This is a genomic window from Streptomyces sp. R-74717 (genome assembly GCF_047305335.1).
In the GTDB taxonomy this organism is placed as follows: Bacteria; Actinomycetota; Actinomycetes; order Streptomycetales; family Streptomycetaceae; genus Streptomyces; species Streptomyces atratus.
The window spans coordinates 1644423-1664662 of sequence record NZ_CP102361.1; the positions used below are offsets into that span (position 1 = coordinate 1644423).

Annotated in this window: 15 protein-coding genes and 1 pseudogene; 8 read left to right on the forward strand and 8 right to left on the reverse strand. The window is 69.6% G+C overall.

Annotated elements, in window-relative coordinates; genetic code table 11:
- The first annotated feature begins 101 nt into the window (after positions 1-101).
- From galE to idi, 4 genes are all read left to right on the forward strand, one after another.
- A complete protein-coding gene (galE, locus tag NRF20_RS07390) occupies positions 102-1082 on the forward strand; it encodes a UDP-glucose 4-epimerase GalE (protein ID WP_413752255.1) in 981 nt (326 codons plus the stop codon).
- A gap of 166 nt (positions 1083-1248) precedes the next feature.
- A complete protein-coding gene (locus tag NRF20_RS07395; protein ID WP_398633753.1) occupies positions 1249-2190 on the forward strand; it encodes a cation diffusion facilitator family transporter in 942 nt (313 codons plus the stop codon).
- Positions 2191-2397: 207 nt separating this feature from the next.
- On the forward strand, positions 2398-3666 hold the full coding sequence (locus NRF20_RS07400; protein ID WP_398633754.1) for a bifunctional class I SAM-dependent methyltransferase/N-acetyltransferase: 1269 nt from the start codon (positions 2398-2400) through the stop codon (positions 3664-3666).
- 147 nt (positions 3667-3813) lie between these two features.
- Entirely contained in the window at positions 3814-4407 is a 594-nt protein-coding gene (gene idi, locus NRF20_RS07405; RefSeq protein ID WP_327271596.1) for an isopentenyl-diphosphate Delta-isomerase, read from the forward strand.
- Positions 4408-4447: 40 nt separating this feature from the next.
- On the opposite strand, the gene NRF20_RS07410 is transcribed toward idi, so the two are convergent.
- Both NRF20_RS07410 and NRF20_RS07415 read right to left on the reverse strand, forming a co-directional pair.
- Positions 4448-4903 carry an ATP-binding protein gene (locus tag NRF20_RS07410; RefSeq protein WP_266355817.1) on the reverse strand — a complete coding sequence of 152 codons (456 nt, stop codon included), beginning with the start codon at positions 4901-4903 and terminating at the stop codon, positions 4448-4450.
- A gap of 230 nt (positions 4904-5133) precedes the next feature.
- A pseudogene (locus tag NRF20_RS07415) lies at positions 5134-5307 on the reverse strand (HdeD family acid-resistance protein); the annotation flags it as partial.
- Between the two features lie 80 nt (positions 5308-5387).
- Here NRF20_RS07415 and NRF20_RS07420 point away from each other — a divergent pair.
- Complete coding sequence (locus tag NRF20_RS07420) at positions 5388-6146, forward strand: enoyl-CoA hydratase/isomerase family protein (RefSeq protein ID WP_398633756.1); 759 nt, start codon at positions 5388-5390, stop codon at positions 6144-6146.
- An 11-nt stretch (positions 6147-6157) separates the two neighbouring features.
- Here NRF20_RS07420 and NRF20_RS07425 read toward each other — a convergent pair whose 3' ends face one another.
- Both NRF20_RS07425 and NRF20_RS07430 read right to left on the reverse strand, forming a co-directional pair.
- Positions 6158-6796, reverse strand: a complete 639-nt coding sequence (locus NRF20_RS07425; protein ID WP_266355820.1) for a DJ-1/PfpI family protein — start codon at positions 6794-6796, stop codon at positions 6158-6160.
- An 18-nt stretch (positions 6797-6814) separates the two neighbouring features.
- On the reverse strand, positions 6815-7777 hold the full coding sequence (locus tag NRF20_RS07430; protein WP_398633757.1) for a GlxA family transcriptional regulator: 963 nt from the start codon (positions 7775-7777) through the stop codon (positions 6815-6817).
- Positions 7778-7911: 134 nt separating this feature from the next.
- Between NRF20_RS07430 and NRF20_RS07435 the strand changes: the two genes are divergently transcribed.
- Both NRF20_RS07435 and NRF20_RS07440 read left to right on the forward strand, forming a co-directional pair.
- Positions 7912-8775 (forward strand): SCO6745 family protein, encoded by an 864-nt coding sequence (locus NRF20_RS07435; protein WP_413752256.1) that lies wholly within the window; start codon positions 7912-7914, stop codon positions 8773-8775.
- Between the two features lie 124 nt (positions 8776-8899).
- A complete protein-coding gene (locus NRF20_RS07440) occupies positions 8900-11320 on the forward strand; it encodes a Tex family protein (RefSeq protein WP_413752257.1) in 2421 nt (806 codons plus the stop codon).
- A gap of 186 nt (positions 11321-11506) precedes the next feature.
- Here NRF20_RS07440 and NRF20_RS07445 read toward each other — a convergent pair whose 3' ends face one another.
- From NRF20_RS07445 to NRF20_RS07460, 4 genes are all read right to left on the reverse strand, one after another.
- Positions 11507-13144 (reverse strand): ABC-F family ATP-binding cassette domain-containing protein, encoded by a 1638-nt coding sequence (locus NRF20_RS07445; protein WP_413752258.1) that lies wholly within the window; start codon positions 13142-13144, stop codon positions 11507-11509.
- A gap of 142 nt (positions 13145-13286) precedes the next feature.
- Entirely contained in the window at positions 13287-15053 is a 1767-nt protein-coding gene (locus NRF20_RS07450; RefSeq protein ID WP_413752259.1) for a BCCT family transporter, read from the reverse strand.
- Positions 15054-15127: 74 nt separating this feature from the next.
- Entirely contained in the window at positions 15128-16435 is a 1308-nt protein-coding gene (locus tag NRF20_RS07455; RefSeq protein ID WP_413752260.1) for a M14 family metallocarboxypeptidase, read from the reverse strand.
- Positions 16432-18444 (reverse strand): Xaa-Pro dipeptidyl-peptidase, encoded by a 2013-nt coding sequence (locus NRF20_RS07460; RefSeq protein WP_398633763.1) that lies wholly within the window; start codon positions 18442-18444, stop codon positions 16432-16434. Before NRF20_RS07460 ends, NRF20_RS07455 begins: the two co-directional genes overlap by 4 nt.
- 211 nt (positions 18445-18655) lie before the next feature.
- Between NRF20_RS07460 and NRF20_RS07465 the strand changes: the two genes are divergently transcribed.
- Positions 18656-20158 carry a M1 family metallopeptidase gene (locus tag NRF20_RS07465; protein ID WP_413752261.1) on the forward strand — a complete coding sequence of 501 codons (1503 nt, stop codon included), beginning with the start codon at positions 18656-18658 and terminating at the stop codon, positions 20156-20158.
- The last annotated feature ends 82 nt before the right edge of the window (positions 20159-20240 follow it).

Here is a 20240-nt window from a genome sequence, read left to right on the forward strand (position 1 = left end):
GTTCGGGGTGGACCGGCACCATGCGGCGCCGTCCGCGATCATCATCGTCGATCCCCGCCTCGGCTGACAAAACGCGATGGCATACACCTAGGCTGACCCGCATGACATGGCTGATCACAGGCGGAGCGGGATATATCGGTGCACATGTAGTGCGGTCCATGGTGGGTGCCGGTGAGCGGGTGGTCGTCCTCGACGACCTTTCGACCGGTGTCGTCGAGCGGCTCCCGGCAGATGTTCCGCTGATCCGGGGCTCGGCCGCCGACCGTGCGCTGCTCGACCGGGTACTGACTCAGTACGACGTGGCCGGTGTGGTGCATCTCGCAGCGAAGAAGCAGGTCGGCGAGTCCGTCGAGAAGCCGCTGCTGTACTACCGGGAGAACGTGGCCGGGCTGACCGTCCTCCTGGAGGCCGTCGTCGCCGCCGGTGTGCGGCGCTTCCTGTTCTCGTCCTCGGCCGCGGTGTACGGCGTACCGGATGTGGAACTCATCACCGAGGACACTCCTTGTGTTCCGATCAATCCGTACGGCGAGACGAAGCTCGCCGGGGAATGGCTGGTCAGGGCGACCGGGAGGGCACACTCCCTGTCCACCGGCTGTCTGCGCTACTTCAACGTGGCCGGAGCGGCCACGCCGGAACTTTCGGACACCGGTGTCTTCAATGTGATTCCGATGTTCTTCGACCGGCTGACCCGTGGCGAGGCCCCCCGGATCTTCGGTGACGACTATGCGACACCCGACGGCACCTGCATCCGCGACTACATCCATGTCGCGGACCTCGCCGACGCGCATCTCGCCGTCGCCCGGAGGCTGGCCGAGCAGGACGCCGGGGACCTGACCGTGAACATCGGCCGCGGCGAGGGCGTCTCGGTGCGCGAGCTCGCCGATCTGGTGGGCGAGGTCAGTGGCCGGCCGGAGAAGCCGGAGATCGAGGCGCGCCGCGCCGGCGATGCGGCAAAGGCCGTCGCCTCCGCCGTCCGGATGTCCGAGGAGCTCGGCTGGACGGCCCGGCGCGGGGTACGCGAGATGGTCGAGTCGGCCTGGCAGGGCTGGTGCCTGCACCACCCCGAGGCACGCGGCAACTGAGCCGCAGGCAATCACCCCACGGCCCTGACCTGCAACCATTTCCGCAGGTCAGGGCATATGACAACGGTGTTCAGTGCCGTGTTGCCCGATACCCCCCACCCGTAGTTCACTGGCAGTGCTCGGGCAGATCGCGTCCGAGTCCGCGAGACGACCGGGAGGCGTCCCCATGGGGGCAGGGCACGACCACGGGCACACACACGGCGGACCACCGCCCACCGGCACGGCAGCTGCCGCGTACAAGGGACGGCTGCGGATCGCGCTGTGCATCACGCTCACCGTAATGGTCATGGAGATCGTCGGGGGGCTGCTCTCCGACTCGCTCGCCCTGATCGCCGACGCAGCCCATATGGCGACCGACGCCCTGGGTCTGGGCATGGCGCTGCTGGCGATCCACTTCGCCAACCGGCCGGCCGGACTCAACCGGACCTTCGGCTTCGCCCGCGCCGAGATCCTCGCCGCCCTGGCCAACTGTCTGATGCTGCTCGGCGTGGGCGGCTTTCTGCTCCTCGAGGCGATCCAGCGCTTCATCACCCCGGCCGAGACCAGGGGCGGACTGACGATCGTCTTCGCCCTGGTCGGCATGGTCGCCAACATTGTCTCCCTGTCGCTGCTGCTCCGGGGCCAGAAGGACAGCATCAATGTGCGCGGCGCCTATCTGGAGGTACTCGCGGACACGCTCGGCTCGTTCGCCGTGCTGATCTCGGCAGGAATCATCCTGGCCACGGGCTGGCAGGCCGCCGACCCGATCGCCTCGCTGGTGATCGGCCTGATGATCGTCCCCCGCACGGTGAAGCTGCTCAGAGAGACGCTCAATGTGCTGCTGGAGGCGGCGCCCAAGGGCGTCGACATGGCCGAGGTACGGGCCCACATCACCGCCCTGCCCGGAGTGCTGGACGTCCATGACCTGCATGCCTGGACGATCACGTCGGGGATGCCGGTGCTCTCCGCCCATGTGGTGGTGCGCCAGGACATGCTCGATTCGATCGGTCACGAGAAGCTCCTTCATGAACTGCAGGGCTGCCTCGGTGTCCACTTCGACGTGGAGCACTGCACATTCCAGCTGGAGCCGAGCGGCCATGCCGAGCACGAGGCCAAGCTCTGCCACTGAACTGCCGTTCAGCAGAGCCGTGTAGGGTGTTCGGCGGAGCGTGTGGGCCCCCGTGTCCGAGAGAGGAGCTGAGGTTGATGACCGTCGCGAAGGCGCCTGCCCGGCGCAGCACCCGGTCCCTCTTCATCTCCCGGGTTCTCGGCTAGCGCCCGACTCGCACCGGGCCGACTCGCTGGCCGGAGCCCTCGCACACAAGGGTTTCCCACGTTGACCGACAACGATCACGCCGTCCGTTCCGAGGCGTTCTTCTCCCTGCATCACAACCTGCCCCGGCAGAGCCCCGGCTCCGATGCCACCACCCGGCGGCTGCTGAAGCTCACCGGCCCGTTGCCGCGCCGTCCGCGCGTCCTGGATCTGGGCTGCGGGCCCGGCCGCGCCGCACTGCTGCTCGCCGCCGAGGCGGGCGCCGAGGTGACCGCCGTCGATCTCCACGAGCCGTTCCTCGACGAATTGCGCGAGGCGGCCGAAGCTCGTGGGCTCGGCGACTTTATCAATACGGTCCGGGCCGACATGGCCGAGCTCTCCGGTCCCGACTTCCCGGACGGATCGTTCGATCTCGTCTGGGCCGAGGGGTCGGCGTACATCATCGGTTTCGACACCGCTCTGCGTGGCTGGAAGCGGCTGCTCGCCCCGGGCGGCTCCCTCGTCGTCAGCGAGTGCGTCTGGACGACGGACGCGCCGACGGACGAAGCCCGCGCCTTCTGGGAGCAGGAGACCTCGCTGCGCCCCGTGGCGGCCAACACCGCGGCAGCCGTGGCGGCCGGCTACCACGTCCTCGGGGTGCGGGTGCAGCCCGACAGCGACTGGGACGAGTACTACGTCCCGCTCGCCGAGCGTGTCGAGGCCGCCGACACGTCGGCTCCCGGTATGGAGTGGGCGCTCGCGGCGAGCCGCGAGGAGCTGGCCATGCGGCGCGACCACGGTACGGAGTACGGCTACGCCTGCTACGTACTGCGCCCCGCCGACCCACGCTGGACGACCCGGCCGGAGACGGCGGCGGACATCGAGGCCGTGCACGCGGTCAACGCCGCAGCGTTCCCGACGCCGGACGAAGCCGCTCTCGTCGACGCGCTGCGCTCCGATCCGGCGGCCTGGCTGCCCGGCCTCGGGTACGTCGCGCTGGACGGCCCGGACGGCGACATCGCGGCGTACGCGCTGCTGACCCGGTGCCGGGTCGGGGACGCGCCGGTGCTCGCGCTGGCCCCGGTGGCGACGGCCCCGGACCGTCAGCGGCAGGGTGCCGGACAGGCCGTGGTGCGGGCCGCGCTCGACGCGGCACGGCTGCGGGGCGAGCCGCTCGTCCTGGTACTCGGTCATCCCGAGTACTACCCGAAGTTCGGTTTCGTACCGGCGTCCCGGTACGGGATCCGGCCAAGCTTCGACGTCCCGGACGAAACGATGATGGCCCTGGTGCTCGACGACTCCGTGCCGGTGCCGCAGGGCACGATCCGTTACCCGGCGGCTTTCGGCGTCTGATGTGCCGTCCGGCCCCGCCGTGCCCCGTGGTGCGGTGGGGCCGGACATGCCAGGACCCGAAGTGCGGACAAGCGGCTTCTGTACGGCAGACTTGAGCGGACTCGACGGGACCGGCGCACGAGGCCGGGACCATAGCGAAGGATGGGTATGCCGACCACACCAGCCACCGCGGCGAACAGCTCGTCGAACGGCACAGCAGAAGCGATCATGCTCGAACTGGTCGATGAGAACGGCACCACCATCGGTACGGCGGAGAAGCTCGCCGCCCATCAGCCGCCCGGTCAACTGCACCGGGCCTTCTCGGTGTTCCTCTTCGACGAGCAGGGCAGGCTGCTGCTGCAGCGCCGCGCGCTCGGCAAGTACCACTCCCCCGGTGTCTGGTCGAACACCTGCTGCGGCCACCCCTACCCGGGGGAGGCGCCCTTCGCCGCCGCCGCCCGGCGTACGTACGAGGAGCTGGGGGTCTCGCCCTCCCTGCTGGCGGAGGCGGGCACGGTCCGTTACAACCACCCCGATCCGGCCTCCGGCCTGGTGGAGCAGGAGTTCAACCATCTCTTCGTGGGAATGGCGCAGGACCAGTTGCACCCGGACCCGGAGGAAGTCGGCGAGACCGCGTTCGTGACAGCCGATGAGCTGACCGAACAGCATGCCCGGGCGCCGTTCTCGGCCTGGTTCATGACGGTGCTGGATGCCGCACGGCCGGCGATCAGGGAGCTGACCGGACCGTCCGCCGGCTGGTAGCGGGCGCGAGGGCACCGGGTGCCGCAGTGAATGCGGGTGGTCAGAGCTGCGGGCGCAGCGGCAGTGCCGCCCAGATAATTTTTCCGCCGCCTGCGGTGTGTTCCACATCGCAGGCGCCGCCCGCTTCCCGAGTGATCTCCCGGACCAGGAGCAGGCCGCGCCCTCCGGTCTGCGCGTAGTCCGTCTCCAGGGCCGTCGGACGGTAGGGATGGTTGTCCTCGACGGACACTCTGACCCATTCCGCGCCGACGGCCACCTCGACGGCGAGCTCCGGCGAGAGCAGCGCGGCATGCTTCACGGCATTGGTGACCAGCTCGGAGACGATGAGCAGCAGGCCCTCGGCGATGTCGTCGTCCATCGGCACGCCCTGGCGGTTCAGCAGATCGCGTACGGCGTGCCTGGCCTGCGGTACGGAGACGTCCACGGCCGGGGCGGTGAACCGCCAGACTCCCTCGTACGACACGGGCCGGGCGGGGACACTCCCGCAGCTCTCCATAGTCCGGTACCCGCTCTCGACTCGATGGTGACTGCACGTCGAGTACAGAGTGCGGGGCGTAGTTGGTCCGGACCGTGCTACTGAACAAAAGTCGACTTCTATCGGCAGGTTTTGATCGGACAAGCTCGAAACCATCAGCTCCTGGACCGGTTCTGATCCTCTCCGGTGGGGGTGTCCGGCAGCTCTCCGGCCACGTGTTGATCCGAGACCATGGAGACGATGCGGCGGCCGCCGATCCCGATCGCGATCAGGCCGAGCCCGTCGAAGAGAAGCATCGAGGTGAGCGTCGCGACGCCGGTGTAGACGAGGCCGACCAGACCGGCCACGGCGAGAAGGGTGCCGAGCAGCGCCAGCCGGCCGAGACTGCGGCTCAGCTTCTTGCCCTCGACTGCGGGACCGGCCATGGGAAGCTCCTCACGGTGCGTGCCTGTCCGGCGACCCCTTCTTGATCATAGGTTCGGACCGTACGGATAGCATCCGGCGCATGGACCGTGCGGAACCCCGGTTGGAGCACACCGTTGCGGGCGGTGTCGCCACTGTCGTCATCAGCAACCCCGCCAAACGCAATGCGATGACGGCCGCGATGTGGAGCACGCTGCCCGGTCTGCTGGAGCGGCTGGCCGCCGACTCCGCGGTCCGGGTTCTGGTGCTGACGGGCGCCGGGGACACCTTCTGTGCCGGTGCGGACATCTCCTCGCTCCGGGATCCGGCGGGCGGTCCGCAGGCGCTCGCCGTGGCGGCCGAGGAGGCGCTGGCCGCATTCCCCGGGCCGACGCTGGCGGCGGTCCGCGGCTACTGCGTGGGCGGCGGCAGCCAGCTCGCGGCCGCCTGCGATCTGCGGTTCGCCGAGGAGGGTGCGTCGTTCGGCGTGACACCGGCCAAGCTCGGGGTCGTGTACGCCGCGTCGTCGACCCGGCGGCTGGTGGCGCTGATCGGCCCGGCCGCCACGAAGCATCTGCTGTTCTCCGGTGAGCTGATCGACACCGCACGGGCGCTGCGGACCGGTCTGGTGGACGAGGTGCTGCCGGCCGGTGAGCTGGACAAGCGGGTCGACTCGTACGTACGCACCCTGGCAGCGCGCTCGCGGCTGACGCAGGCGGCGGCGAAGGAGTTCGCCACCGGGCGCGAGGACCGCGACGCGTACTGGGCGGAGCAGGCGCGGCGCAGCGGCGACACCGCGGAGGGTGTCGCCGCGTTCCTGGAGCGGCGCGCGCCGCGCTTCACCTGGACGACGGGGTCGTGACGCCCCCGCGGCTACTGCTCAAGGACGAAGCGGCTCTTGGTGCGGAACTCCTCGACCAGTGCCGCCGGGGCCTTCGCCGGTGAGCCCGCGTCGTACGGCGGCTGCGGGTCGTACTCGGTCAGCAGCTGTACGGCCATGGCGTGCTCGTCGTTCGCGATCCGGCCGAGCAGGGTGAGCCCCATGTCGATGCCGGAGGAGACGCCCGCTGCCGTGACGTACTTGCCGTCGAAGACAACGCGTTCGCCGGTCGCGTCCGTGCCGAAGCCCTTCAGGATGTCCAGCGCGAGCCAGTGCGATGTCGCGCGGCGGCCCTTCAGCAGTCCGGCCGCGGCGAGCAGCAGCGAACCGGTACAGACGGAGGTGGTCCAGGTGCTGGTGGCGTCGGCCGTGCGCAGCCAGCCGAGGAGTGTCTCGTTCTCCATCTGGTCGCTCTGGCCGGGGCCGCCGGGGACGACGATCACATCCGGTGCCGGTACGTCGGCGAAGGCCTTGTCGGCGACGAGCGCAAGGTTGCCGTTGTCGTTGCGCACGGGTCCGGTCCGTTCGGCGACGAACACCGTCTCGGCCCCGGGGGTACGGACCAGCATTTCGTAGGGGCCCACGGCGTCGAGCGAAGTGAAGCGGTCGAAGAGGACGATGGCGATCTGCATGGGGTTCCTTTCGTTCAATCAGTCGATGGCGGGCTGGGTGCGGAAGCGTCGGCGGTATTCGGCGGGCGCCGTACCGAGGGCCTTGGTGAACGCGCGACGCATGGCCTCCGGGGTGCCGTAGCCACAGGCGCGTGAGATGCCGGTTATGCCGTCGGTGGTGTCCTCCAGCAGCCGACGGGCGTGTTCGAGGCGTACCCGGTCGACGTAACGGCCCGGTGTGAGGCCCGTCTCGGCCTGGAAGGCGCGGGCGAAGTGGCGGGGCGAGAGGCGGGCGCGGGCGGCGAGCGCCTCGACGGAGAGATCGTCGCCGGGGTGCTCGGTGATCCAGTGCTGCACCTCGCGCAGCGGTTCGCGCCGGGCGGTCTGGGCGGTGAGCTGGGCGCTGAACTGGGCCTGGTTCCCGGGTCTGCGCAGAAAGACCACCAGGTGGCGGGCGATGGTGAGCGCGATGTCCCGGCCGTGGTCCTCCTCGACGAGTGCGAGGGCGAGGTCGATACCGGCAGTGACTCCGGCGGAGGTGGCCAGCCTGCCGTCGCGTACGAAGATCGGGTGCGGGTCGACCTCGACGGCCGGGTAGCTGCGGGCGAGGTGCTCGCAGACCGTCCAGTGCGTGGTCACCCGGTGCCCGTCCAGCAGTCCGGCCGCGGCGAGCAGCAGCGAACCGGTGCAGACGGAGACAAGCCGTTCGGCGTGCGCGGCGTGGCCCCGCAGCCAGTCGACGAGCGCCGGGTCGGGGGTCCGGGTGCCCTGGCCGCCCGGGACGAGGAGGGTGTGCGGCGGTTCGGCGTCGGCGAGGCCGCCGTCCGGGACGAGGGTCAGGCCGCTGCTGGTACGGACCGGGGCGCCGTCGAGGGAGGCGGTGCGCAATTCGTACCCGGCCCCGGGGAAGTGGGAGGCCCCGGCGAAGACCTCCACCGGGCCGGTCACATCGAGGCTCTGGACGCCGTCGAAGAGAACGACGAGTACGGATCGCTGCGTCATGACTGCCATCCTGGGCAACCGGGAGCATGGCCGCAATGACGAAAATCCCACCTTTTCTGCCATGCCGGGGCTTGCACGGATTGGGTGTCACCCCGGGGTTACGGGACGTACCGACCAGTCGGTAACGTTCTCGTATGAGTACTCTGCCGCCGCGCGCCGGACGCCGCTGCCACAACGCCATCAACCCATTGCACTCGACGGTCTACTTCTCCCCCGACCTCGGCAAGGAGCTCGGAGAGCTCGGCATCGACGACTCGAACGCCGCCTACTTCGCCGCGCGCGGGGCAGCGCTGGGCGCTGTCGGCCCCGGGACGATCACCGCGGCCTTCTACAACTTCAACCACGACCTCGTCGCCCGGCACCTGCCCGCCGTGTGGTCCGTCGCCTCACCGCAGGCGGTCCTGGACGCCCGGCTGCGCGCCGCCGACTCCACGCTGCGCCGACTGCTGGGCGAGGAGATCATCGCCTCCCCCGAACTGGCCGAGGCGGCCAAACTGGCGCTCCGCGCCACCGAGGCGTGCACCCGACACGCCCGGCCGCTCTACGCCGCCCATGCCGATCTTCCGGTCCCCGAGCAACCGCATCTGGCGTACTGGCACGCCGGGACGCTGCTGCGCGAACACCGCGGCGACGGCCATCTCGCAGCTCTCCTCACTGCCGGTCTCGACCCGGTGGAGGCCCTGGTCAGCCACACGGCGACCGGCAAGGGAATGTCCCCGCGCTGGGTCCTCGCCACCCGCGGCTGGCGCCGCAGCGACTGGGAGGAGGCGTCCGAGCGGCTGCGCGGGCGTGGACTCCTGAACAGCGAGGGCGAGTTGACGGAGGCGGGTATCGCACTGCGGGCAGACCTGGAGGACGCCACCGACCGGATGGACCAGGCCCCGTACGAGCATCTGGGCGAGGAGGGTGTGGCGCGGCTGACCGAGCTGGCGCGCGGATTCCTGTTCACGGCGGCCTCGGCGGGCGCCTTCCCGGCCGATCTGATCGGCAAGGACTGAGCCGCCGACCGGCGGACAAGAGGGGTGGTCGGGCGACACGGTGCCCGGCCACCCGGCACAATGCAGGCGAAGGGGCCCCGCCCCGGTAAGCACAGCCAGTACGAGAAGGCGAGTCGGTAGAACCGTGACGACGTCCATCGAAGGCAGGATCGCCGAGGAGCTCGGCGTACGCGAGCGGCAGGTGAAGGCGGCCGTCGAGCTGCTCGACGGCGGGTCGACCGTGCCGTTCATCGCGCGCTACCGCAAGGAAGCGACCGAGATGCTCGACGATGCGCAGCTGCGCACGCTCGAGGAGCGGCTGCGGTATCTGCGGGAGCTGGAGGACCGCCGTACGGCGATCCTCGACTCGGTGCGCGAACAGGGCAAGCTGGACGAGGCGCTGGAGGCGCAGATCCGGACCGCCGACACCAAGGCGCGCCTTGAGGACATCTATCTGCCGTTCAAGCCCAAGCGGCGCACGAAGGCGCAGATCGCCAGGGAGGCGGGGCTCGAACCGCTCGCCGACGGCCTGCTCGGCGACCCGTCGGTGGAACCGCTCGCCGCCGCAGCCGCCTTCGTCGATGCCGACAAGGGCGTCGCGGACGGTGCGGCCGCGCTGGAGGGGGCCCGCGCCATTCTCACCGAGCGGTTCTCGGAGGACGCCGATCTGATCGGTGAGCTGCGTGAGCGCATGTGGTCGCGCGGGCGGCTGGCCGCCAAGGTGCGGGACGGCAAGGAGGAGGCGGGGGCGAAGTTCGCCGACTACTTCGACTTCACGGAGCCGTTCACCGCGCTGCCCTCGCACCGGGTGCTCGCGATGCTGCGGGGCGAGAAGGAGGACGTGCTCGACCTGGTCATGGAGCCGGAGGAGCCCTCCGAGACGCCCGGCCCTTCGACGTACGAGAACATGGTCGCCCGGCGCTTCGGGGTCGGCGACCGCGGCCGCCCCGGCGACAAGTGGCTCGGCGACACCGTGCGCTGGGCCTGGCGGACCCGGATCCTGGTGCACCTCGGTATCGATCTGCGGCTGCGGCTGCGCACGGCGGCGGAGGACGAGGCGGTACGCGTCTTCGCGTCGAACCTGCGCGATCTGCTGCTTGCCGCGCCGGCCGGGACTCGGGCCACGCTGGGGCTCGACCCCGGTTTCCGTACGGGCGTGAAGGTCGCCGTCGTCGACGCGACCGGCAAGGTCGTCGCGACGGATGTCATCCACCCGCACGTCCCGGCGAACAAGTGGGACCAGTCGCTGGCCAAGCTGGAGCAGCTGGCGAAGGCCCACGCCGTCGACCTGATCGCGATCGGCAACGGTACGGCGTCCCGCGAGACCGACAAGCTCGCCGGTGAACTCATCGACAAGCACCCCGAGTTGAAGCTCACCAAGGTGATGGTGTCGGAGGCGGGCGCGTCGGTGTATTCGGCGTCGGCCTTCGCCTCGCAGGAGCTCCCCGACATGGACGTGTCGTTGCGCGGCGCCGTCTCGATCGCGCGGCGGCTGCAGGACCCCCTCGCTGAGCTGGTGAAGATCGACCCGAAGTCGATCGGTGTCGGCCAGTACCAGCACGATCTGTCCGAGGTGAAGCTGTCGCGCTCGCTGGACGCGGTCGTCGAGGACTGTGTGAACGGTGTCGGTGTCGACGTCAACACCGCGTCGGCGCCGTTGCTTTCACGGGTCTCGGGGATCGGCTCGGGGCTCGCCGAGAACATCGTCGCGCACCGTGATGCGAACGGGCCGTTCCGGTCCCGCAAGGCGCTCAAGGACGTGGCGCGGCTGGGCCCGAAGGCGTACGAGCAGTGCGCGGGCTTCCTGCGCATCCGGGGCGACGATCCGCTGGACGCGTCGAGCGTGCACCCGGAGGCGTACCCGGTGGTGCGGGCGATGGTGAAGCGGACAGGCAGTGATGTCGCCTCGCTGATCGGCAACACGGGTGTGCTGCGGTCACTGCGGGCCGACGACTTCGTGGACGAGAAGTTCGGTCTGCCGACCGTCACCGACATCCTCAAGGAGCTGGAGAAGCCGGGGCGTGACCCGCGTCCGGCGTTCAAGACGGCCACCTTCAAGGAGGGCGTCGAGAAGATCGGTGATCTGGCGTCCGGGATGGTGCTGGAGGGCGTCGTGACCAATGTCGCGGCGTTCGGTGCATTCGTGGACATCGGTGTGCACCAGGACGGCCTGGTGCATGTGTCGGCGATGTCGCGCACCTTCGTGAAGGACCCGCGGGATGTCGTGAAGCCGGGCGACATCGTGAAGGTCAAGGTCATGGATGTCGACATTCCGCGAAAGCGGATCTCGCTGACGCTGCGGCTGGACGACGAGGCGTCGGCGGGGGGCACGTCCCAGGGCGGCGGGCCCAGGCGGGAGCGGGGCGAGCGAGGCGGCCAGGGTGGTGGCCAGGGTGGCCGGCCGCCGCGGCAGCGGCAGGGGCAGGGCGGTCAGGACCGTGACCGGCGCGGTGGCGGTGGTGGCGGCTCTGCCCGTCCGGCGCCGGCGCCGGTGAACAGCGCGATGGCGGATGCGTTGCGGCGGGCCGGGCTGACGGATCCGAAACAGGGCGGTAAGAGGGGCTGACGTCGGGGGCGGGGGGGTGGGGTGCGGTCCGCTGCGCGGGGCCCTCTCCACCCGCCCCTTCCCGGCAGTACCGATATGCGGCTCCGCCGCGTGGGGGCTCTGCCCCGGACCCCGCTCCTCAAATGCCGGAGGGGCTCAAAGGATGTCCTCGAACGGCGGACGGGCCGAAAATGCCTGAGGAGCCCCTCACAGCTCCTTCACCTTGCCGTCCACCACCTCGACGCGCCGCGTCGTCCGTACCGCTTCCAGCATTCGGCGGTCGTGCGTGACCAGCAGCAGCGTCCCCGTGTACGACTCCAGCGCCGATTCCAGCTGCTCGATCGCGGGCAGATCGAGGTGGTTCGTCGGCTCGTCCAGGACGAGGAGGTTGACGCCCCTGCCCTGGAGCAGAGCGAGCGCCGCCCTTGTGCGTTCGCCCGGCGAGAGTGTCGTCGCGGGACGCATCACATGGTCCGCACGCAGGCCGAACTTGGCGAGCAGCGTACGGACTTCAGCCGGTTCGGTGTCGGGGACGGCCGCGCAGAACGCCTCCAGGAGCGACTCCGAGCCGTGGAACAGCTTGCGCGCCTGGTCGACCTCTCCGACCACCACTCCCGAGCCGAGCGTCGCATGCCCGGCATCCAGCGGGAGGCGGCCCAGAAGCGCCGCGAGGAGGGTGGACTTGCCCGCTCCGTTGGCACCGGTGATGGCGACCCGGTCCGCCCAGTCGATCTGCAGGGATGCCGGGCCGAAGCCGAAGTCGCCACGTACGACCTGCGCTTCGCGGAGAGTTGCCACGACCGAGCCGGAACGGGGTGCGGCGGCGATCTCCATCCGCAGTTCCCACTCCTTGCGCGGCTCCTCGACGACATCGAGCCGTTCGATCATGCGCTGGGTCTGCCTGGCCTTCGCGGCCTGCTTCTCGCTCGATTCGCTGCGGAACTTGCGGCCGATCTTGTCGTTGTCGGTGGCCTTGCGGCGGGCGTTCTTGACGCCCTTGTCCATCCAGCCTCGCTGCATCTGCGCGCGGCCTTCGAGGGCGGAGCGCTTGTCGGTGTACTCCTCGAACTCCTCACGGGCATGCCTGCGAGCCCGCTCGCGCTCCTCCAGATAGGCCGCGTATCCGCCGCCGTACACGTTGATCTGCTGCTGGGCCAGGTCCAGTTCGAGGACCTTGGTGACCGTACGCATCAGGAATTCGCGGTCGTGGCTGATGACGACCGTGCCTGCGCGCAGCCCGGAGACGTAACGCTCCAGCCGCTCCAGGCCGTCCAGGTCGAGGTCGTTGGTGGGCTCGTCGAGCAGGAAGATGTCGTAGCGGGAGAGCAGGAGGGAAGCCAGGCCCGCGCGGGCTGCCTGGCCTCCGGAGAGTGCGGTCATCGGCAGGTCGAGGCCGACGGTCAGTCCGAGGTCGGCGGCCACCTCCTCGGCGCGCTCGTCCAGGTCCGCGCCGCCGAGAGCCAGCCAGCGTTCCAGCGTTTCGGAGTACGCGTCGTCCGCGCCCGGCGCCCCGTCGACGAGGGCCTGAGTCGCCTCGTCCATCGCGGTCTGGGCGTCGGCGACGCCGGTGCGGCGTGCCAGGAACTCCCGCACGGTCTCCTGCGGACGCCGCTCCGGCTCCTGCGGGAGGTGGCCGACGGTGGCGGTGGGCGGGGAGAGCCGCAGCTCACCCTCCTCCGGCCGGTCGAGTCCGGCGAGCAGCCGGAGCAGGGACGATTTACCGGCGCCGTTGACACCGACGAGACCGATCACATCACCGGGCGCGACGACGAGGTCGAGTCCGGCGAAGAGGGTGCGGTCGCCGTGTCCGGCGGCGAGGTCTTTGGCGACGAGAGTGGCAGTCATCAGGGTGTCGATCCTAATCGGAGGCCGGGGAGGGCGGAGCAGCCCGGCCGGTCACGGTTCGCAGAGCAGGTACAGGTGCGGGCGCGGACAGTGGGGGCGGGGCGGGCGGACCGCCGGGCTGCTGGTCGGACAGTGGGCGTCGTCACTCGTCCTGCGGGCTCGGTGGGCCTGCGGGGCCCGGTCCCGGGCCCCGGTCCTCGTGGAGCCCGGTGGTGATCCGGCTGCCGCCCGGGCCGATCCGGATCTCGAAGTCACCGGCATACTTCGCATGCCCTTCGATGACCGCTGATTCGACGGCCTCCACGCCGAACTCACGTCGTACGATCAGCGGGTCCTGGCGCAGGTCCCGCATCAGCGCAACGCACATACCGATCATCACGAAGGTGAACGGTGCGGCCACCAGGATCGTCAGGTTCTGGAGTCCGGCGAGCGCATCGCCCTTGCCGTTGCCGACGAGCAGCATGATCGCCGCCACCGCTCCGGTGACCACGCCCCAGAAGACGACGATCCACTTGGCCGGTTCAAGGATGCCCTTCTGGGAGAGCGTGCCCATCACGATGGACGCGGCGTCCGCGCCCGAGACGAAGAAGATGCCGACCAGGATCATGACCAGCAGGCTCATCGCCGTTGCGATCGGGAACTGCTGGAGCACTCCGAAGAGCTGGGCCTCCTGGGTGACGGCGGTACCGAGCTTGCCGGCCTCCTGCAGGCTGATCGCCGTACCGCCGAAGATCGCGAACCAGACCAGGCTGACGGTGCTGGGCACCAGGATGACTCCGCCGATGAACTGGCGGATGGTGCGGCCGCGGCTGATGCGGGCGATGAACATGCCCACGAAGGGTGTCCAGGAGATCCACCAGGCCCAGTAGAACACGGTCCAGTTGCCGAGCCACTCGGCCACCTCGCCCTTGCCGGTCACCTCGGTACGCCCGGCGAGCTGGGCCAGATTGCCGAAGTAGGCGGCGATCGAGGTGGGCAGCAGGTCGAGCACGATGATGGTGGGGCCCGCGATGAAGACGAAGACGGCAAGGGTCAGGGCGAGCACCATATTGGTGTTGGAGAGCCACTGGATGCCCTTCTCCACGCCGGAGATCGCCGAGGCCACGAAGGCGACGGTCAGCGCCCCGATGATCAGCACCAGAAGTCCGGTGCCGGTCTTCTCCCTCCAGTGCAGCTCATGGAATCCGCTGCCGATCTGGAGGGCGCCGAGACCCAGCGATGCGGCCGAGCCGAAGAGGGTGGCGAAGATGGCGAGGATGTCGATCAGCCGGCCGAGACCGCCATGGGCGTGCCGGGAACCGATGAGCGGCTCGAAGACGGCGCTGACCGTCTGCCTTCTGCGGCGCCGGAAGGTGCTGTACGCGATGGCAAGGCCGACCACTGCGTAGATCGCCCAGGGGTGGAGCGTCCAGTGGAACAGGGTGGTGGCCATCGCCGTCTGCATCGCCTCGGCGGCGTCGGTGGGGTGGGTGCCGGGCGGCGGGCTGGTGAAGTGGGCGAGCGGCTCGCCGACTCCGTAGAACATCAGGCCGATGCCCATACCGGCGCTGAACATCATGGCGACCCAGGACACGGTGTGGAATTCGGGCTCCTCCCCTTCCTGCCCGAGTGCGATCTTCCCGTAGCGGCTGACGGCGAGCCACAGGGCGAAGACCACGAAGCCGGACGCGGCGAACATGAAGGCCCAGCCACCATTGTGGATCAGAGCGTTGAGCATGGAGCTGGAGACGTCCTCCAGCGAGTCGGTGGCGGTGGCTCCCCAGACCACGAAGGCGAGAGTGAGGACGGCGGTGACCGAGAACACCACCCGGTCGGTCGTGGGGTGCCGGTCCCGGTCCGGGTCACCGGGGAGGTCCGCCGTCACCGGCAGATCCCCCCGGCCACCCGCTCTCTGTTCGTCCTGCGACACGAAGGGCACCTTTCACGGAAGCTGTGATTTCACTCTCCGTAGGCAGTACCACACGCGGCGCTCATCTCATGGGATCAACAAGCGGTATCGGCTTGACCGTTTGTGAGGTGATATGTCGCCCGCTCGTCCAGGAGGAGCGGGATCAGATTCCGGGCCGACTGCCGCAGCGGTACGTACGCTCCGTCGCCGTCGGGCCGGGAGGTGACGCCGTGCAGGGCGAGTTCGTCCTTGATGTCGTCGAACTGGGCCTTGGTGAGCCGGTATCCGCACGGCGGGTCCTGCAGGACCTGACCGGCTTGGGGTGACTCGTTGTCGGCGCCGCCGAGATAGATGGGACCGCGGTCCTTGAGCCCCGCGGCGCGGGATGCGGCGGTGGCGGCCTCGATCCGGCCGCGCCGCTCGTCGGTGAAGGTGAACAGGCCGTCCAGTGCGACGAGTTGCGAGTTCACGCGGCGTCGGCTGTTGAGTGCCGGGTCGGCCTTCTCGGCATCGGTGAGCGCGTCGACGCGGGATTCTATGAGCAGGCCGACGGCGTGCTTGACACCGGAGGTGTTGCGCAGGATGCGCTCCTGTCCGTCGCCCGCGGTCTGTTTGATCGGGTCGCCGGTGACCGGGTCGGTCCAGATGCCGTAGAGGCCGCTGCTGTAGCCGGCCTCCTTGGCGGTGGGGCGTACATACCTCTCGGCGAGGGTCTGCGATTCACCGTGCACCCGGTCGGAGGCGTTGAGGTTCCGGGGCCACAGGACGAAGAGGTCCTTGTCGTAGTACGGCGGGGTGGCCCCGTACTCGTGCAGGTCGTAGATCACATCGGGCTTCCGGTCGCGGATGACCGCCGCCATGGCACGGGCCTCGGCGGTCTGCAGCGCGATGTGGTCGCGATTGATGTCGACGCCGTCGGAGTTACCGCGGGTGTTCGCGGCGCGCCCGTCGGGGTTGGCGGTGGGCACGACGAGGACATTGGTGCGGGAGAGGAAGGCGCGGGTCGACCGGTCCTGGGCGTAGGCCAGATCGCGAATGGTCGTCAGACACGCTTCGCGGCCGGACGGTTCGTTGCCGTGCTGACTGCAGATCAGCAGCATCGTGCCGGCGGTGGGTCGGTGGTTGCCGATGCGGACGAGCTGGAGCGGGCGGCCCTGCTTCGTCGTGCCGATCCGGTCGACGGAGACCCGGTCGCTGGCCCGGTCGACGGTTGCCAGGAAGGACTGCTCCTCCGGCTGGCCGGTCCAGCGGGCCCCGTTGCTGATCTCGAAGCCGGTACGGGGCTGGGCGTGCGCGGCCTCGGCGGGCACGGTGACCAGGGGTACGGCCAGAACGGCGGCCACGGCCGTCAGGATCAGCTTGCGGCGGACGGGCCGATGGGCGGTCGGGATACGGGGTGTCATGTGCGGCTGCCTCCCGGGATGCGATGGGCGGGACGCGGCGGCGCCACGCCCTCGGAGTGGATTGCGCGGGGGGTGGCTGTCGCGGGTGCGGAACCCGCGGTGGCACGTACGAAGGCTCCGGCGCCGCCGACGAACGGCAGCTTCGCGGACGTACGGGCCAGGTCGAGGGTGAGCGTGGGCTTGGAGTCAGGCGGGTCGATGAGGTCCCGGTCGGTGCCGGCGACGATCAGAGCGAGGCGGTGTCCGGCCGGGACGACATGGTCGGTGGCCGCCAGATCGATGGTGATCGTGTAGGCCCTGCCCGGAGTGAGGGGGCGGCCGTGTCCGGCGGAGGCGTAGGTGCCGAGGTCTGCCCAGCCGCGGCTGATGACGGTCCGGTCGACCATGACCGTGTCGGCCCGGGTGTCCTTGAAGCAGGAGCTGTCCCCGGTCCTGCTCGCGCCCCAGCAGGTGCGGTCGTCGAGGGTGGTGATGCCTTCGCCGGACGATCCGTAGTCGCGGACGGTGTCCGGGCCGATGTCCACGAGGACCGCGGAGAGATGGGCGGTCGATGTGGTCGGGGTGGCGGTGACGGTCACCGTGGACGATCCGGAGAGCCGAAGGTCCCGGGTGAGCGGCGCGGTGCGGAATCCGGCCTTGGCGCCCGTGGTCCGGTCCAGGTCGGCGGCCCACTCCGTCTCGCTCTGCGCCGGATCGTCGGTGAACGTCTCGGTGGCGCCGGGGCGGGCGGGCTTCAGGGCGAGGGTGCCGACGCCGGGCGCGCTGCCGGAGCCGGGGCGCACGGTGGTGGTGTGCGTGGTGCGGGGCGGCCAGACCTTGTCGGTGGACCACTGGTCGGGACGGTGTTCGACGTCGGCCATCGGTTCACGGTCGATGCCGTTGTCGTATCCGAGGAGGTAGTGGTCGAACCAGCGGTGCAGCGTCTCGACCCACTCGGCGCGCCGGAAGTCGAACGGGTCGACGTGTCCGGTCTGCGAGAGCCAGATCTTGCGCTCCACGCCCTGGTCCGCGAGGGCGTCCCACCACTGGCCGAGTTGCTTGGTGCGGACGTTGAGGTCCTGCATGCCGTGTACGGCGAAGACGCTGGCCCGCACGTTGCGGGCGTCCTTCACGTAGTCGCGGTCGCTCCACAGCTTCGTCAGGTCGCCGGTGCGCGGCGCCTGGTCGACGAGCTGCTGCTGGACGGCGGCGCAGCGCCCGCGCGCCTCGGGGCTCTCGACATAGTCGGAGAGCCAGTCGGGGCCGCTGTTGTAGAGAGGGGCACCCTGGGCGAAGTAGTAGTCGTACCAGGAGGAGATGGCGCCGATCGGCACGATGGTCCGCAGCCCGTCCACTCCGGTCGCCGCGACTCCGTTGGCGATGGTGCCGTCATAGCTCTTGCCGATCATTCCGGTGCGGCCGTTGGACCAGCCGGCCGTGGCGCGGTCGCCGCCGGTACGCGTGGTGTAGCCGCGGGCGCGGCCGTTCAGCCAGTCGATGACGGCCTTGGCGGACTGCACATCGGAGCGGCCGCCGACGTCGATACAGCCGTCGGAGCGATTGGTACCGGCCAGATCGACGGCGACGAAGGCGTAGCCGCGCGGCACGAAGTAGTTGTCGTAGTAGAGGGGGAACTGGACGGGCCGGCCGTCGGTGTCGTACGTCTTGAGCTGGCTCTCGTTGCCGCGGCCGCAGCATGAGTAGTACGGGCTGGCATCCATGATCACGGGGATTTTCCGGCCCTGTCGGGCGGGTTCACGCGGCCGGACGATGTCGACGGCGACGCGGTCGCTCCTCCCGTTTCCGTCGCCGTCCAGCCCGGTGTCGACCCAGACTGATTCGCGGACGGCGTTCTCGTACGAGTAGACGGGCCTGCTCTCCAGGGGTCTGGATTGCTGGGCGCTGCTCTCCGGGGGCCGTGCGGCGCCCTGTGCACCTGCCGGTGAGAGCAGGACGGTCATCAGGGCGGCGACAGCCGCCACCACCAGCGATCTGTACGTCAAGCGGGTGCCCCGCGCACGTATCGGCATGGGCGGAAGGTACCCCGGTCAACTCCTGGGCAACAGGGGGCGATCAACCGTGAACATTACGTGCCCATGACGTATCGCTCACCGCGTGCCATGTCGGCCGAATGGCGATCGTGTGACAGTTGTGGCCATGGACACGACTGATGTGACAGTCGCTGAATAGTGTCGACGTGACGGTTCGAAAGATCATTCGCCCCGACGACTTGGAGCATTCGTGCACCGCAGATTCATCGTCCCGAGCGCACTTGCGGCCTCCCTGCTGCTGGCGATCCCGGCCTCGGCCGCCGAAGGCACCGCGGGCGCCCCGGGCATCGGCGACCCCTATTACCCGGCCAGTGGAAATGGCGGCTACGACGTTTCCCACTACGACCTGCGGCTGAAGTATCAGCCCGCGACCGACCTGCTGGAGGGCACGGCGACGATCCTCGCCACGACCACCCAGGAACTCTCCCGTTTCGACCTCGACTTCGGGCTGGACGTCTCCGAGGTGCGGGTGAACGGCAAGAAGGCCGGATACGCCAGGAGTGGCGACCAGGAACTGGAGATCACCCCTGCTGCAGCCCTGGCGAAGGGCAAGGCCGTCTCGGTGGTCGTGCGGTACGCCGGGAAACCGTCGGAGCTGAAGATCAACGGCTGGACCTCCTGGGCCCGTACCCCGGACGGCGCGGTGGCCGCGCAGGAGCCGGACTCGGCCGTGTGGTGGTTCCCCAGCAATGACCACCCGCTGGACAAGGCCACGTACGACATCTCGGTGTCCGTGCCCGACGGCACCCAGGCGATCAGCAACGGCGTGCTCCAGTCGCAGAGTTCGAAGCTCGGCTGGACCCGTTTCAACTGGCGTGCCGGCAAGCCGCAGGCGACGTATCTGACGACGCTGGCGATCGGCAGGTTCGACATCACCACGGACACCACGTCGGACGGGCTGCCGGTCGTCAACGCGTACAGCAAGGACCTCGGCGCCAACGGCGGTGCGGCACGCGCCAGCATCGAGCGGACCACCGAGGTCGCCGAGTGGCTGACAGAGGTCTTCGGACCGTATCCCTTCGATGCGCTCGGCGGTTACTCCCCCAATGTGAAGAGCGGGTTCGCGCTGGAGACACAGACCAGGCCCTTCTACAGCCCGAAGCAGTTCGCGAACGGTGCGAACGTCTCGGTCGTCGTCCATGAGCTGGCGCACCAGTGGTACGGCGACAGCGTGTCCGTCAAGGGCTGGAAGGACATCTGGATCAACGAGGGCTTTGCCCGCTACAGCCAGTGGCTGTGGTCGGAGAAGGAGGGCGAGGGCACCACGCAGGAACTGGCGGACTACACCTACGCCCAGCATCCGGCGGACGACGCCTTCTGGACGGTGAAGCCGGGCGACCCGGGCCCCGACAACCAGTTCGACGCGGCCGTCTACGACCGGGGTGCACTGGCGATCCAGGCGCTGCGCAACAAGGTGGGCGACGAGACGTTCTTCGAGCTGCTGAAGGGCTGGCCGGCCGAGCATGCCTACGGGAACGCGAGCGTGGGGGACTTTGTGACGTACGCGGAACGGGTCTCGGGCCGGCCGCTCGCCGACTTCTTCGACACCTGGCTGTTCCAGCCGACGCGGCCGCAGGCCCCGGCGGAGGCCGCGGCGCACTCCTTGCGCGCGTCCACGCAGCCCGCTCAGCCCGCTCAGCCCGCTTCATGGAAGCAGATAGCGGCCACGAACACGATTCACGACCACCGCTGACGGTCCGCGGATCAGCTCCGGGCTCCGTCGCCACGCTCTCCTCGGCGGGGCGACGGAGCCCGGCGGACGGCCGGGGCGGACG

Bases quoted from the DNA above. Each gene is read 5' to 3' on its own strand.
- galE (WP_413752255.1), top strand. From the start codon at position 102: ATGACATGGCTGATCACAGGCGGAGCGGGATATATCGGTGCACATGTA.
- NRF20_RS07395 (WP_398633753.1), top strand. From the start codon at position 1,249: ATGGGGGCAGGGCACGACCACGGGCACACACACGGCGGACCACCGCCC.
- idi (WP_327271596.1), top strand. From the start codon at position 3,814: ATGCCGACCACACCAGCCACCGCGGCGAACAGCTCGTCGAACGGCACA.
- NRF20_RS07410 (WP_266355817.1), bottom strand. From the start codon at position 4,903: ATGGAGAGCTGCGGGAGTGTCCCCGCCCGGCCCGTGTCGTACGAGGGA.
- NRF20_RS07420 (WP_398633756.1), top strand. From the start codon at position 5,388: ATGGACCGTGCGGAACCCCGGTTGGAGCACACCGTTGCGGGCGGTGTC.
- NRF20_RS07425 (WP_266355820.1), bottom strand. From the start codon at position 6,796: ATGCAGATCGCCATCGTCCTCTTCGACCGCTTCACTTCGCTCGACGCC.
- NRF20_RS07430 (WP_398633757.1), bottom strand. From the start codon at position 7,777: ATGACGCAGCGATCCGTACTCGTCGTTCTCTTCGACGGCGTCCAGAGC.
- NRF20_RS07435 (WP_413752256.1), top strand. From the start codon at position 7,912: ATGAGTACTCTGCCGCCGCGCGCCGGACGCCGCTGCCACAACGCCATC.
- NRF20_RS07445 (WP_413752258.1), bottom strand. From the start codon at position 13,144: ATGACTGCCACTCTCGTCGCCAAAGACCTCGCCGCCGGACACGGCGAC.
- NRF20_RS07455 (WP_413752260.1), bottom strand. From the start codon at position 16,435: ATGACACCCCGTATCCCGACCGCCCATCGGCCCGTCCGCCGCAAGCTG.
- NRF20_RS07460 (WP_398633763.1), bottom strand. From the start codon at position 18,444: ATGCCGATACGTGCGCGGGGCACCCGCTTGACGTACAGATCGCTGGTG.